The sequence below is a fragment of the Fulvimonas soli genome (assembly GCF_003148905.1).
Classification (GTDB): domain Bacteria; phylum Pseudomonadota; class Gammaproteobacteria; order Xanthomonadales; family Rhodanobacteraceae; genus Fulvimonas; species Fulvimonas soli.
In genome coordinates this window covers 1-13,129 of the sequence record NZ_QGHC01000003.1, presented here as the reverse complement: position 1 = coordinate 13,129, position 13,129 = coordinate 1, and the positions used below count along the sequence as shown (strand labels likewise).

The following is a 13,129-nucleotide window of genomic DNA, read 5'->3' as shown; positions in this document are numbered from 1 at the left end:
AAACCGACAGTGGCCGCCGGCCCTTGAAAGCGCCGGCGGCCGCCCCGAATCTTTCACCGTTTCCCTTCATGACTGCCCAGAGAGACAGCCATGCGTCGCATCGTCCTGTTCCTGCTCACCAACCTCGCCGTGCTGCTGCTGCTCGGCATCGTCTGCCGCGTCTTCGGCATCGACCAGTGGGCCGCCGCGCGCGGCTACGGCGGCATGCCCGGCCTGCTCGTCTATGCCGCCGTGATCGGCATGGGCGGCGCCTTCATCTCGCTGGCGATGTCCAAGCCGATGGCCAAGTGGTCCACCGGCGCGCGGGTGATCGAGCAGCCGCAGACCGAGACCGAGCGCTGGCTGCTGGACACCGTGCGCCGCCACGCGCAGGCCGTCGGCATCGGCATGCCCGAGGTGGCGATCTACGACGCGCCGGACATGAACGCCTTCGCCACCGGCATGAGCAGGAACAGCTCGCTGGTGGCGGTGAGCAGCGGCCTGCTGCAGCAGATGGACCGCGAGCAGGTTTCCGCCGTGCTCGGCCACGAGATCGGCCACGTCGCCAACGGCGACATGGTCACCCTGACGCTGATCCAGGGCGTGCTCAACACGCTGGTGATCCTGGCCGCGCGCATCGTCGGCCGGCTGGTGGACAGCTGGCTGTCCGGCGGCCGCGACCGCGAGGGCGGCACCGGCCTCGGCTACTGGGTGTCGGTGATGGTGCTGCAGCTGGTGTTCGGCCTGTTCGCCTCGATGATCGTGATGGCCTTCTCGCGCTGGCGCGAGTTCCGCGCCGACGCCGCCGGCGCCAGGCTGGCCGGCCGCGGCGCGATGATCTCCGCGCTGCAGCGCCTGCAGGCCGGGCACGGCGAGAGCACGCTGCCCAAGTCGCTGGCCGCGTTCGGCATCTCCGACCGCATGGGCGGCGGCCTGCAGCGCCTGTTCATGAGCCATCCGCCGCTCGAAGAGCGCATCGCGGCGCTGCGCAGCGCGCAGGGCTGAGCGATTGCGCCCCTCTCCCGGCGGGAGAGGGGCTGGGGGTGAGGGTTCGGGCAGGGCGTGCGTTGCATGCCTGCGCAAGCCACCGGCTCTCCGCTGCGACCGAACCCTCACCCGCCCGGATCAGGTCCGGGGCAGGCTCTGCCGGCACCCTCTCCCGGGGAGAGGGATGCAAGGTTTCAAGGTTTCGCGGCTGGCCATCCGCCGCGTACCGTAGACATCGATCCGATCCAACGACGAGTTCCACGCATGAACGCACCCGCCGAAACCCGCAAGTTCGAAGCCGAAGTCGCCCAGGTGCTGCACCTGGTCACGCATTCGCTGTACTCGCACAAGGAGATCTTCCTGCGCGAGCTGATCTCCAACGCTTCCGACGCCTGCGACAAGCTGCGCTTCGAGTCCATCGCCAGGCCGGAGCTGCTGGCCGGCGAGGGCGAGCTGCACATCGACGTGAGCTACGACGAGAAGGCGCGCACCGTCACCGTGCGCGACAACGGCATCGGCATGAGCCGCGAGGAGGTGGTGGCCAACCTGGGCACCATCGCCAGCTCCGGCACGCGCCGCTTCCTGGAGGCGATGAGCGCCGAGCAGAAGGCCGACGCGCGGCTGATCGGCCAGTTCGGCGTGGGCTTCTACTCGGCCTTCGTGGTGGCCGACCGGGTCACCGTGCTGACCCGCCGCGCCGGCACCGCCGCGGGCGAGGGCGTGAAGTGGGAGAGCGACGGCAAGGGCGAGTACGCGCTGGAAACCGTCGAGCTGCCCGAGCGCGGCACCGCGGTGGTGCTGCACCTGAAGGCCGACGAGGACGATTTCCTCAAGGGCTGGCAGCTGCGCTCGCTGATCCGCAAGTACTCCGACCACGTCGCCTTCCCGATCCGCATGCCCAGGGAGAAGGACGGCAAGCCCACCGACGAGTGGGAGACCGTCAACGACGCCTCCGCGCTGTGGACCAAGCCCAAGAGCGAGATCGGCGACGAGGACTACCAGAGCTTCTACAAGTCGCTGGGCCACGACTTCAACGACGCGCTGGCCTGGACGCACAACCGCGTGGAGGGCAACCAGAGCTACACCACGCTGCTGTACATCCCCTCGCAGCCGCCGTTCGACCTGATGATGGGCGCTCGTGACGAGCGCAAGGGCCTCAAGCTCTACATCAAGCGCGTCTTCATCATGGACGCGGCCGAGGAGCTGCTGCCCAGCTACCTGCGCTTCGTGCGCGGCGTGGTGGACGCCGACGACCTGCCGCTCAACGTCAGCCGCGAGATCCTGCAGCACAACCGCCAGCTGGAACGGATCAAGGCCGCCTGCGTCAAGCGCGTGCTCGACCTGATCGAGAAGCTGGCCAAGGACGAGCCGGAGAAGTTCGCCACCTTCTGGAAGGCGTTCGGCAACACGCTCAAGGAAGGCGTCGTCGAGGACCACGCCAACCGCGAGCGCATCGCCAAGCTGCTGCGCTTCGCCTCCACCAGGGGCGAGGGCGCCAGGCAGGTCGTCTCGCTGGACGACTACATCGGCCGCATGGCGGTGGGCCAGGACACCATCTGGTACATCACCGCCGACAGCCACGCCGCCGCCGCCGGCAGCCCGCAGCTCGAAGCCTTCAAGGCCAAGGGCATCGAGGTGCTGCTGATGTCCGACCGCATCGACGAGTGGATGCTGGGCAGCCTCACCGAGTACGCCGGCAAGAAGCTGCGCAACGTCGCCAAGGGCGAGCTGCCGCTGGACGAGGCCGACAGGAAGAAGCAGGAGGAGGCCGCCAAGGCCGCCGAGCCGCTGCTGAAGAAGCTCAAGGAGCTGCTCGGCGAGCGCGTGTCCGAGGTGAAGGTGTCCGCCCGCCTCACCGACTCGCCCTCGTGCCTGGCCTTGTCCGACTACGAGATGGCCCCGCACCTGGCGCGCCTGCTGCGCGAGGCCGGCCACGAGATGCCGGAGAGCAAGCCCACGCTGGAGGTCAACCCGCAGCACGCCCTGGTCAGGCGGGTGGAGACGGAGGCCGACGAGGGCAAGGCGAAGGACCTGGCCCTGCTGCTGCTGGAGCAGGCGGAGATCGCCGCCGGCGCCCGGCTGCCCGACCCGGCGGCCTTCGTGCAGCGGATGAACCGGGTGCTGCTCGGCTGACCGCCGTCGCCCGTTTCACCGGCGTGTGGCCGGCATGAAAAAAAGCCCGCCGGTCGCGGCGGGCTTTTTGCGCGCGATACGGCTGGCCGGTTCAGCGCCCGTGGCCGCCGGCGTTCGGCGTCGTACTGGATGCCACGCGGGTGGCGGCGGGCGCCGGCATCGTCGGCTGCGACGGGCCTTGATGGCGCAGGGGCGGGAGGCCGCGGACGCCGTCGCGGGGTACCCGGTTGATCATGCGGTACGGGCGTGCGCTGTCGCTGACCAGGGCCAGGCGGCGGTCGTCGATGTTGGCCCAGTGCCACGACCCCGGAGGCACCGGCTGGGTGGACGCATAGGCGAAGCTGGCATCGAAGCTGCCGTCGGCGCGCGGCGCGGTCTTCAGGTAGAGGTTGACGATGAACTGGCTGCTGACCGCGCGGTCACGGGCATGGGCGGGGCCGGTGATCAGCTCGTCCAGGTTCTGCTGCAGCAGCCGGTTGAGGTTGGGCGGGAGTTCCATCGCCGGCGAGGCCTTGGTGACCTTGCCCTGCGCGTTCACGTTCACCAGCACCGGCAGCAGCTTGGGCGGGAACGGGCTGAGGGAACTCGAGGCCGCCAGCGCGGCATGGCTGGCCATCAGCAAGGCGCCGGCCAGGGCGGCGATCCGAAGGCGTTTCATGGGACCTCCATGCGCAAATGAACGAAGCGACGCCCCTCCACGAATCCACTGTCCCCCCGGCGGGCAGGCTTGTCAAATGAAGCGAGGCCATGATGGCCATGCCCGCGGGGACGCCATGGCGCCAGGGCATCGGCCGCGCGCCCGCGCAATCGGGACGCACGCCGCATGGCAGCCTCCGGCCGTTGTAGCCTGTGCGCCGATGCGCGCCTGCGCCATCCGCGTGGCGCGCCTGTCCGCATGAGCGATCGAACCTTGCGCATCGGCCTGATCTCCGACACCCACGGCCTGCTGCGGCCGCAGGCGCTGGACTTCCTGCGCGGCTGCGACCGGATCCTCCATGCCGGCGACATCGGCGACGCGACGATCCTGCAGGCGCTCGGCGAGCTGGCGCCGGTGACCGCCGTGCGGGGCAACAACGACCTCGGGCCGGCGTACGAAGCGTTGCCCGAGACCGCGTTCGTGCCGCTCGGCGGCGTGCTGGCCTACGTGCTCCACGACCTCAAGCGGCTGGACATCGATCCGGTCGCGGCGGGCGTGCAGGTGGTGGTGTGCGGCCACTCGCACAAGCCGCTGGCCGAACGGCGCGGCGGGGTCTGGTACGTGAATCCCGGCAGCGCCGGACCGCGGCGTTTCCGCCTGCCCATCGCAGTGGGCGAGCTGCGGGTGAGCGGGGACGCGGTCGCGCCGCGGATCGTGGAGCTGGCCGGCTGAGCCGGCAGATGCGCTGCGGCGCGCTCCGTTGCCGCACGGCGAGGTCGGTGTCGCCGGCTTCCGGCCCGTGGCGGCATCGCGTCTAATGTCGCCATGTCCCGCATGCCGATGTCCCGATGACCGCCTTGCTGCTGCTGTTCGCCTGCCTCGCGCTGGGCGCGCTCTCCCGGCGCTACGCCTCGCCGCCGGCGGGCATCGTGCACGGCCTCAACTGGTGGGTGATCAACGTCGCGCTGCCGGCGCTGGTGCTGGCGCTGATTCCGCGGGTGAAGCTCGACCCGCAGCTGTGGTTCCCGGTGGCGACGATGTGGCTGACCTTCTTCGGCGCCTGGCTGCTGTTCGGCCTGCTGGGGCCGCGGCTGGGCTGGTCGCGGCAGCGCATCGGCGCGCTGGTCCTGGTGTGCGGGCTGGGCAACACCTCGTTCATGGGCTATCCGCTGGTCGAGGCGCTGCGCGGCAAGGAGGGGCTGGCGCTGGCGGTGGTGGCCGACCAGCTCGGCTGCTTCCCGCTGCTGGCCTCGGCGGGCATCGTGGTGGCCTCGCTGTACGCCGGGCGCGCGCCGCAACCGCGGCTGATCGTGCGGCGCATCCTCGCCTTCCCGGCCTTCCTGGCGCTGGTCGCCGGCATCGCCGCCGGCGCGCTGGGCGGCTGGCCGGCGTGGCTGGACGGCGTGTTCGCGCCGATCGGCGCCACGCTGACGCCGCTGGCGCTGTTCTCGGTGGGGCTGCAGTTCAAGCTGCGCCTGGGCGAGCGGCAGCTCGCCGCGGCGGCGCTGGGGCTGGGCTGGAAGCTGGCGCTGGCGCCGCTGGCCTGCTGGCTGCTCGGCCGCGCCGCGGGCGTGGGCGGGACGGTGCTGGCGGTGGGCGTGCTGCAGGCGGCGATGGCGCCGATGATCTCGGCGGCGATCCTGGCCGACGAGTACGGCCTGGAGCCGCCGCTGGCGAACACCGTGCTCGGCGCCGGCATCGTGCTGTCGCTGCTGACGGTGCCGCTGGGCGACTGGCTGCTGGGCTGAGCCTACGGCCGCGGGCCCAGCCGCGCCGCGCGCGCCTGCACCGCCTGCTTCGCCGTGCGCAGGTCGCAGCCGGTGCGCAGGCGGTACAGCCGGATCGCCTCGACGGACCGGCGCGCGCGCAGCGCCGCGTCGATGGCTTCGTCGCTCGTGTCGGGAGGCGGGGCGGGCGGTGCGTAAGGGCGACGGTAGATCGCCCGCGCCAGCGCGAAGCCGAGCACGAACAGCGCCGGGCCGTAGTACCACGCATGCGTCACACTATCCATGCCGCCTCTCCCTGGAGACTCCGCCGCCATCATGCCATCGGCCAGCCCCCCGAACGAAGTCCGCGCCGACGTGTGGCTGTGGGCCGCGCGCTTCTTCAAGACGCGCGGCCTGGCCAAGCAGGCGATCGACGGCGGCAAGGTCGAGCTCAACGGTCACGGCTGCAAGCCGGCCAAGATGCTGCATGTGGGCGATACGCTGCGCATCGTGCGCGGCGAGGAGCGCTTCGAGGTGGAGGTGCTGGCGCTGACCGAGCAGCGCGGACCGGCCAGCGTGGCGCAGGCGCTGTACCGCGAGAGCGCGGCCAGCGCGGCCGCGCGCGAGGCGGCGCGGGCGCAGCGCCGGCTGCTGGGCGCGGTGGCGCCGCCGACGCGGCCGGACAAGCAGGCGCGCCGGGAATTGCGACGGCTGAAGGATTCCATGTGAGTCGCCCATCGCAGATTGCCTGGGCGATCTGCGCGAGCATCTTTCCGCGGATCGCAGCCGCGCGGGGAGCGCGGCCGGCCGCCGACACGACGCGGGGAGGGACGATGAACGGCATGGGATTCCTGAAACGATGGCTCGGTGGCGCGCCCGAGGAAGCGCCGCCGCAGCAGTGGCGCAAGGCCGCGCGCGGCGCGCGCGTGCTGGTGGTGGACGATTCGCCGACCATCCGCGCGGTGCTCGGCCGCATGCTGGAGGCGGAGGGCTACGCGGTGGCGCAGGCCGCCGACGGCGAAAGCGCGCTGGCGCTGGCGCGCGCGCAGCCGCCCGCGCTGATCTTCCTGGACATCGTGCTGCCCGGCATCAACGGCTTCGCCGTGCTGCGCGCGTTGCGCCACGACCCGCTCGCGCGCGAGGTGCCGATCGTGATGATCAGCGGCAACCCGCAGGCGACCGAGCAGTACTACGTGCAGCGCTTCGGCGCCGACGACTTCATCCGCAAGCCGTTCGGCCAGGCCGAGGTGGCACGCAGCATCGACCGCCTGGTGCGCGCCGGCCGCCTGCCGGGGCGCGAGGCGGCGGAAGCGGGCGGCACCGGCGCGGCGCCCGCGGCCGAGGCGGGCGTGGTGGCGCTGTCGGCGCGTCCGGCCGCGGCCGAGGCGGCGGAGCCGGCGCGCGACGGCATGGCGGGGCTGGCCGCCTGACCGGCCGGGGACCGGCGGCGCCGTTCACGCCTCGCCTATCGCAGGCGTGACGGCGGCATCGGCCGACGTCGGCACTTCTCCGGCGCTTTCCGCGGCGCGCCTTGCCGCTTGGATTCCGGGGCCGGAAGAGTCGGGCCGCTCCGGCGGCCCGACCCGGGGTGGCGTCACGCCGCCAGGTCGAAGCGGTCGAGGTTCATCACCTTGTGCCAGGCCGCCACGAAGTCGTGGACGAACTTCTCCTGCGCGTCCGCGCTCGCGTAGACCTCGGCCAGGGCCCGGAGCTGGGCATTCGAGCCGAACACCAGGTCGACGCGGGTGCCGGTCCACCTGAGCTCGCCGGTCCTGCGGTCGCGGCCCTCGAACACCTCCCTGGCCTGCGAGGTCGGCTTCCACTCCGTGCCCATGTCGAGCAGGTTCACGAAGAAGTCGTTGGTCAGCACGCCGGGACGCCGGGTGAAGACGCCGTGCCCGCTGTGCCCGGCATTGGCGTCCAGCGCGCGCAGGCCGCCGACCAGCACGGTCATCTCCGGCGCGGTCAGCGTCAGCAGCTGCGCCTTGTCGACCAGCAGCGCCTCGGCGGGGATGCCGTAGCGGCCCCTGAGGTAGTTGCGGAAGCCGTCGGCGACCGGCTCCAGCGGGGCGAACGAGGCCACGTCGGTCTGCTCCTGCGAGGCGTCCGTGCGGCCCGGGCTGAAGGGTACCGTCACGTCGACGCCGGCGTCCTTCGCCGCCTTCTCGACGCCCGCGCAGCCGGCCAGCACGATCAGGTCGGCGAGCGAGATCTTCTTGCCGCCGGCCTGCGCGCCGTTGAAGTCGCGCCGGACGCCTCCGAGGGCGCGCAGCACCTTCGCCAGCCGCTCCGGCTGGTTGACCGCCCAGTCCTTCTGCGGCGCCAGGCGGATGCGGGCGCCGTTCGCGCCGCCGCGCTTGTCCGAGCCGCGGAAGGTGGAGGCGGAGGCCCACGCGGTCGACACCAGTTCCGGCACGCCCAGTCCCGAGGCCAGCACCTTCGCCTTGAGCGCGTCGACGTCCCGCGCGTCGACCAGCGGATGGTCGACGGCAGGCAGCGGGTCCTGCCAGATCAGTTCCTCGGCCGGGACTTCCGGGCCGAGGTAGCGCGCGCGCGGCCCCATGTCGCGGTGGGTGAGCTTGAACCAGGCGCGGGCGAAGGCGCCGGCGAACGCCTCGGGGTGCTCCAGGAAGTGCCGCGAGATCTTCGCGTAGGCCGGGTCGAAGCGCAGCGAGAGGTCGGTGGTCAGCATGGTCGGCCGCCGCTTCCTCGACGGGTCGTGCGCGTCCGGGATGATCGCCTCGCTGTCCCTGGCGACCCACTGGTGCGCGCCGGCGGGGCTCTTCTCCAGCTCCCACTCGAAGCCGAACAGGTGCCTGAAGAAATCGTGGCCCCAGCGCGCCGGCGTGGTGGTCCAGGTGACTTCCAGGCCGCTGGTGATCGCGTCGCCGCCCTTGCCGGTGCCGAAGCTGCTCTTCCAGCCCAGGCCCTGCTCCTCGAGCCCGGCCGCCTCCGGCTCGCGCCCTACGTGGTCGGCCGGGCCGGCACCGTGGGTCTTGCCGAAGGTGTGGCCGCCGGCGATCAGCGCGACGGTCTCCTCGTCGTTCATCGCCATGCGGGCGAAGGTCTCGCGGATGTCGTGGGCCGCGGCGACCGGGTCCGGGTTGCCCTCGGGACCTTCCGGGTTCACGTAGATCAGGCCCATCTGCACCGCGGCGAGCGGGTTCTCCAGGCGGCGCCCGTGGTCGGTGCGGTCCTCCTCGCTGCCGTGCAGCTCCGCGTCGGCCACGACCACGCCCTCGTCGCCGCCGGGCCTGCCCTTGCCGTAGCGGACGTCGCCGCCCAGCCAGGTCCTCTCGTTGCCCCAGTAGACGTCCAGGTCCGGCTCCCAGGTGTCCGCGCGTCCGCCGCCGAAGCCGAAGGTCTTGAAGCCCATCGTCTCCAGCGCGACGTTGCCGGCGAGGATCATCAGGTCCGCCCAGGAGATGCTGCGGCCGTACTTCTGCTTGATCGGCCACAGCAGGCGGCGCGCCTTGTCCAGGCTGACGTTGTCCGGCCAGCTGTTGAGCGGGGCGAAGCGCTGCTGGCCGCGGCCGCCGCCGCCGCGGCCGTCGCCGATGCGGTAGGTGCCTGCGCTGTGCCAGGCCATGCGGATGAACAGCGGGCCGTAGTGGCCGAAGTCGGCCGGCCACCAGTCCTGCGAATCGGTCATCAGCGCGGCGAGGTCCTTCTTCACGGCGGCCAGGTCGAGGCGCTTGAACGCCGCGGCGTAGTCGAAGTCCTCGCCCATCGGGTTGGACTTGGACGAGTGCTGGCTCAGCAGGTCCAGCCGCAGCTGGTGGGACCACCAGTCGCGGTTGGTCGTGCCGCCGCCGGCGGCGTGGTGGAACGGGCATTTCGGTTCGGTGGACATGGGGTCTCTCCCTCGGGAAGCGGCGGCCTTGGCGGGGCGGGGCGCCCGGGCCGCGGGCGGGGCGGGCGCCGGGACCGGGCCGTGCGTGCGGGCCAGGCGGTGCTGCGATGAGGCGGGGTGGCAATGGAGCCGTCCGGGGCGTCCGGCGACGGATCGCCCGCCGCACATCCAGGACGGGAGGCCATGGCACGGTGGCTGCGGCGTGCCATGGCGGTATCGGTGGCTGGCGTCGGCTGGCTTGCGGCCCAATCTATACAGGTCGGGCCATTGGGTGAATTCGATTGTTGCGATGCCGGCGATAGGGGCCGGCTATGGTGTCTCGCGCGCCGGCCGGGCGCCGCGTCGTTGCGGAGTACGGCGAAGGAACAGATCGGAGGCCGGGTCAAGGACGCATCGCCGCGCGCCACCGCCACGCCCGGCTGCCAGGAGCGTCGCCGGGCAGTCTTCGACCGGCGGTCCGGCTTCAGAGCATCCGCTTGAGGCGGTAGAGGGCGTCGAGCGCCTCGCGCGGGGTGAGCGCGTCCGGGTCGGTCGCCTGCAGCTCGCGCTCCACGGCCGAGGGTTGCGCCGCGAACAGGCCCAGTTGCGGCGAGGCCCCCGCCGCGGCGGGACCCGCGGACGGCGCGTGGCCGTGCATGCCGCGCTCCAGTTCGGCCAGCGTGCGCCGCGCCTCGGCCAGCACGCTCTTGGGCAGGCCGGCCAGCGCCGCCACCTGCAGGCCGAAGCTGCGGTTGGCCGGGCCTTCCTTCACCGCGTGCATGAACACCAGCTGCTCGCCGTACTCCACCGCGTCCAGGTGCACGTTGGCGATGCCGGGGTATTCGCCGGCCAGCTCGGTGAGCTCGAAGTAGTGCGTGGCGAACAGGGTGAAGGCGCGGCTCGCGGTGGCCAGGTGCACCGCCGCCGCGCGCGCCAGCGCGAGGCCGTCGTAGGTGCTGGTGCCGCGGCCCACCTCGTCCATCAGCACCAGGCTCTGCGCGGTGGCGTTGTGCAGGATGTTGGCGGTCTCGCTCATCTCCACCATGAAGGTGGACTGGCCGCGCGAGAGGTCGTCGCCCGCGCCGATGCGGGTGAAGATGCGGTCGACCGGGCCGATCACCGCGCGCGCCGCCGGCACGTAGCTGCCGACGTGGGCGAGCAGCACGATCAGCGCGTTCTGCCGCATGTAGGTGCTCTTGCCGCCCATGTTGGGGCCGGTGATCACCAGCATGCGGCGGTGGTCGTCGAGCACCAGGTCGTTCGGCTCGAACGGCTCCTCGCGCACCTTCTCCACCACCGGGTGGCGGCCGCGCTCGACGTGGATGCCGGGCTCGTCGGTGAGCTCCGGCGCGCGCCAGTCCAGCGCGTCGGCGCGCTCGGCCAGGGTGGCGAGCACGTCGAGCTCGGCGATGGCGGAGGCGGCGGCCTTGAGCGGCTCCAGCCGCCCGGTGAGCGCGTCGAGCAGGCCCTCGTACAGCAGGCGCTCGCGCATCAGCGAGCGCTCCTTCGCCGACAGCACCTTGTCCTCGAAGGCCTTCAGCTCCTCGGTGATGTAGCGCTCGGCGTTCTTGGTGGTCTGCCGGCGCGTGTAGTGGGTGGGCGCCTTGTCGGCCTGCGCGCGGCTGATCTCGATGTAGTAGCCGTGGATGCGGTTGTAGCCGACCTTCAGCGTGGGGATGCCGCTGGCGGCCTTCTCGCGCTCCTCCAGCTCGACCAGGAACTGGTCGGCGTGGTCGGCCAGGCGGCGCAGCTCGTCCAGCTCGGCGTCGTAGCCCTCGGCGATCACGCCGCCGTCGCGCTGCAGCGCGGGCGGCTGCGGCACCACCGCGCGGGCGAGCAGGGCGGCGGTGTCGGCGTGGTCGCCGATGCGCGCGACCAGGGCGTGCAGCAGCGGGCTGTCCAGGTCCCCGATGCGCGTCCGCAACTCCGGGGCCGCCAGCAGGCCGTCGCGCAGGGTCGACAGGTCGCGCGGGCGCGCCGAGCGCAGCGCCACGCGGGCGAGGATGCGCTCCAGGTCGCCGATGCCGCGCAGCTGCTCGCGCAGCGCCTCGTGGCGGCGGCCGTCGAGCAGCGCGCCGATCGCCTGGTGGCGCGCGCGCAGCAGCTCGCGCGAGCGCAGCGGACGGTTGAGCCAGCGGCGCAGCAGGCGCGCGCCCATCGGCGTCACCGTCTCGTCCAGCACGCCGAGCAGGGTGTGCTCGGTGCGGCCGCTGGGGTGCGTGTCCAGTTCCAGGTTGCGGCGCGTGGCGGCGTCGAGCGCGATGGTCTCGCCGGCCGATTCCACCGCCATGCCGGTGAGGTGCGGCAGCGCGCTCTTCTGCGTCTCCTCCACGTAGCCGAGCAGGCAGCCGGCGGCGGCGATGGCCAGCGGCAGGCCGTCCACGCCGAAGCCGTCCAGGCCCTTGGTGCCGAAGAAGCGGTTGAGCTCGCGCCGCGCCGCGTCGCCGTCGAAGTGCCACGGCGGGCGGCGGCGCAGGCCGGGCAGGCCGGCGACCAGCTTCGGCCAGGCCACGCTCTCGTCCACCAGCGTCTCGGCCGGCTGCAGGCGCGCCAGCTCGGCGGCCAGCGCCTCGGCGTCGGCCACCTCGCTCAGCAGGAAGCGGCCGCTGGAAAGATCCACCCAGGCCAGCCCGTAGCCGCCGCGCGGGCCGGCGGCGATGGCCAGCAGCAGGTTGTCGCGGCGCTCCTCCAGCAGCGCCTCGTCGGTGATGGTGCCGGGGGTGACGACGCGCACCACCTTGCGCTCCATCGGTCCCTTGCCGCTGGGATCGCCGATCTGCTCGCAGATCGCCACCGACTCGCCCAGCCGCACCAGCTTGGCCAGGTAGTTCTCCACCGCGTGGTAGGGCACGCCGGCCATCGGGATCGGCGCGCCGGCCGACTGGCCGCGCTGGGTCAGCGTGATGTCGAGCAGCCGCGCCGCCTTGCGCGCGTCGTCGTAGAACAGCTCGTAGAAATCGCCCATGCGGAAGAACAGCAGCACGTCGGGGTGCTGCGCCTTGGCGGCGAGGTACTGCTTCATCAGCGGGGTGTGCATGGAGGTGTCTAGGCTGTCCATCGGAAACCGACCCGTGAAGTCCCCATCCGCGCGGCGGGGACGCTGCGCTTTGCGGCGGCGGGAGCAGCGGCGCCGACGCGGGCCGCCCGCCGGGGGTGAGCGCAGACGTTACATGCTGCCGGCGCCGTTGGCGAGATTGACTTGTCCGCCGCGGCGTGTCCTGTCCGCCGCGGCCGTCGCCGCGCGTCGGCCGTCTCCGACGGCGGCATGCGGGCGGTGTCACCGCGGCTGTTCAGGGCAAGGCGGGCAGCGGCGGGGTGCCCGCCTCCCGCGCAGCCATGACCCTGGCATCGCTTGCCGCCAGCCAGTCGCGCTTACCGTCGGCTCCGGGCATTCCAGCAGGAGCCCCGCCCCGACCGTCCCGCCGGGCGCAAGGCATCGCGCCGGATCGAGGTTGGATGCGTCCGGCGACCCGCTCCGCGGCTCCACGCAGGTGGCGTGGGCGGGCTCGTCGTACACCACCCAATGGTCGCAGTCCGAGGCCATCCGCAGCGACCGGCCGGCGCGCGCTGCAGCCCGACCGGCCACGTGTTGGCGGAGCGGTGGCGCCGCGCCCGCGGATTCCGGACGGGCTGAACATCAATTCCGGTGAGGGCTGGTCATGCCGCTGGTGCTGACCACTGATTCGATGGAGCCATACGCGTATATGAAGTTCCTCGTCAATCGCCGAGCACGGCAACTGCGATGAGGAAGAGATCGAGCGTAAGCGTGCGCCGAAGCCACCTACCCCCGGACCTCAGCTATGCCAGTGGCAGCAGGCTGTTGATGTCACGGTCCTTGGTGGTGGGCAGTCGGGT

Annotated in this window: 10 protein-coding genes; 6 read left to right on the top strand and 4 right to left on the bottom strand. The window is 72.3% G+C overall.

Annotated elements, in window-relative coordinates; all coding sequences use genetic code 11:
- Nucleotides 1-90: 90 nt before the first annotated feature.
- A complete protein-coding gene (gene htpX, locus C7456_RS03990) occupies nucleotides 91-984 on the top strand; it encodes a protease HtpX (RefSeq protein WP_109722484.1) in 894 nt (297 codons plus the stop codon).
- A gap of 246 nt (nucleotides 985-1,230) precedes the next feature.
- On the top strand, nucleotides 1,231-3,099 hold the full coding sequence (htpG, locus tag C7456_RS03985; RefSeq protein WP_109722483.1) for a molecular chaperone HtpG: 1,869 nt from the start codon (nucleotides 1,231-1,233) through the stop codon (nucleotides 3,097-3,099).
- 91 nt (nucleotides 3,100-3,190) lie between these two features.
- On the opposite strand, the gene C7456_RS03980 is transcribed toward htpG, so the two are convergent.
- Entirely contained in the window at nucleotides 3,191-3,757 is a 567-nt protein-coding gene (locus C7456_RS03980) for a hypothetical protein (RefSeq protein ID WP_109722482.1), read from the bottom strand.
- Nucleotides 3,758-3,994: 237 nt separating this feature from the next.
- Here C7456_RS03980 and C7456_RS03975 point away from each other — a divergent pair, with 237 nt between their 5' ends.
- Both C7456_RS03975 and C7456_RS03970 read left to right on the top strand, forming a co-directional pair.
- Nucleotides 3,995-4,468 carry a metallophosphoesterase family protein gene (locus C7456_RS03975; RefSeq protein WP_109722481.1) on the top strand — a complete coding sequence of 158 codons (474 nt, stop codon included), beginning with the start codon at nucleotides 3,995-3,997 and terminating at the stop codon, nucleotides 4,466-4,468.
- 116 nt (nucleotides 4,469-4,584) lie between these two features.
- Entirely contained in the window at nucleotides 4,585-5,484 is a 900-nt protein-coding gene (locus tag C7456_RS03970; RefSeq protein WP_211306235.1) for an AEC family transporter, read from the top strand.
- A 2-nt stretch (nucleotides 5,485-5,486) separates the two neighbouring features.
- On the opposite strand, the gene C7456_RS03965 is transcribed toward C7456_RS03970, so the two are convergent.
- Nucleotides 5,487-5,747 (bottom strand): hypothetical protein, encoded by a 261-nt coding sequence (locus tag C7456_RS03965; RefSeq protein WP_139942904.1) that lies wholly within the window; start codon nucleotides 5,745-5,747, stop codon nucleotides 5,487-5,489.
- 31 nt (nucleotides 5,748-5,778) lie between these two features.
- Here C7456_RS03965 and C7456_RS03960 point away from each other — a divergent pair, with 31 nt between their 5' ends.
- Together C7456_RS03960 and C7456_RS03955 are read left to right on the top strand one after the other, a co-directional pair.
- On the top strand, nucleotides 5,779-6,171 hold the full coding sequence (locus tag C7456_RS03960; RefSeq protein WP_109722479.1) for an RNA-binding S4 domain-containing protein: 393 nt from the start codon (nucleotides 5,779-5,781) through the stop codon (nucleotides 6,169-6,171).
- A gap of 104 nt (nucleotides 6,172-6,275) precedes the next feature.
- A complete protein-coding gene (locus C7456_RS03955; RefSeq protein ID WP_109722478.1) occupies nucleotides 6,276-6,872 on the top strand; it encodes a response regulator in 597 nt (198 codons plus the stop codon).
- 164 nt (nucleotides 6,873-7,036) lie between these two features.
- Here C7456_RS03955 and katG read toward each other — a convergent pair whose 3' ends face one another.
- Together katG and mutS are read right to left on the bottom strand one after the other, a co-directional pair.
- The gene (katG, locus tag C7456_RS03950) at nucleotides 7,037-9,295 is read right to left on the bottom strand and encodes a catalase/peroxidase HPI (protein WP_109722477.1); all 2,259 of its coding nucleotides are present in this window, start codon (nucleotides 9,293-9,295) and stop codon (nucleotides 7,037-7,039) included.
- 463 nt (nucleotides 9,296-9,758) lie between these two features.
- Nucleotides 9,759-12,311 (bottom strand): DNA mismatch repair protein MutS, encoded by a 2,553-nt coding sequence (gene mutS, locus C7456_RS03945; RefSeq protein WP_245889760.1) that lies wholly within the window; start codon nucleotides 12,309-12,311, stop codon nucleotides 9,759-9,761.
- Between the last annotated feature and the right edge of the window lie 818 nt (nucleotides 12,312-13,129).

Coding starts and splice junctions, on each gene's coding strand:
- htpX (WP_109722484.1), top strand. CDS start 91: ATGCGTCGCATCGTCCTGTTCCTGCTCACCAACCTCGCCGTGCTGCTG.
- htpG (WP_109722483.1), top strand. CDS start 1,231: ATGAACGCACCCGCCGAAACCCGCAAGTTCGAAGCCGAAGTCGCCCAG.
- C7456_RS03980 (WP_109722482.1), bottom strand. CDS start 3,757: ATGAAACGCCTTCGGATCGCCGCCCTGGCCGGCGCCTTGCTGATGGCC.
- C7456_RS03975 (WP_109722481.1), top strand. CDS start 3,995: ATGAGCGATCGAACCTTGCGCATCGGCCTGATCTCCGACACCCACGGC.
- C7456_RS03970 (WP_211306235.1), top strand. CDS start 4,585: ATGACCGCCTTGCTGCTGCTGTTCGCCTGCCTCGCGCTGGGCGCGCTC.
- C7456_RS03965 (WP_139942904.1), bottom strand. CDS start 5,747: ATGGATAGTGTGACGCATGCGTGGTACTACGGCCCGGCGCTGTTCGTG.
- C7456_RS03960 (WP_109722479.1), top strand. CDS start 5,779: ATGCCATCGGCCAGCCCCCCGAACGAAGTCCGCGCCGACGTGTGGCTG.
- C7456_RS03955 (WP_109722478.1), top strand. CDS start 6,276: ATGAACGGCATGGGATTCCTGAAACGATGGCTCGGTGGCGCGCCCGAG.
- katG (WP_109722477.1), bottom strand. CDS start 9,295: ATGTCCACCGAACCGAAATGCCCGTTCCACCACGCCGCCGGCGGCGGC.
- mutS (WP_245889760.1), bottom strand. CDS start 12,311: ATGCACACCCCGCTGATGAAGCAGTACCTCGCCGCCAAGGCGCAGCAC.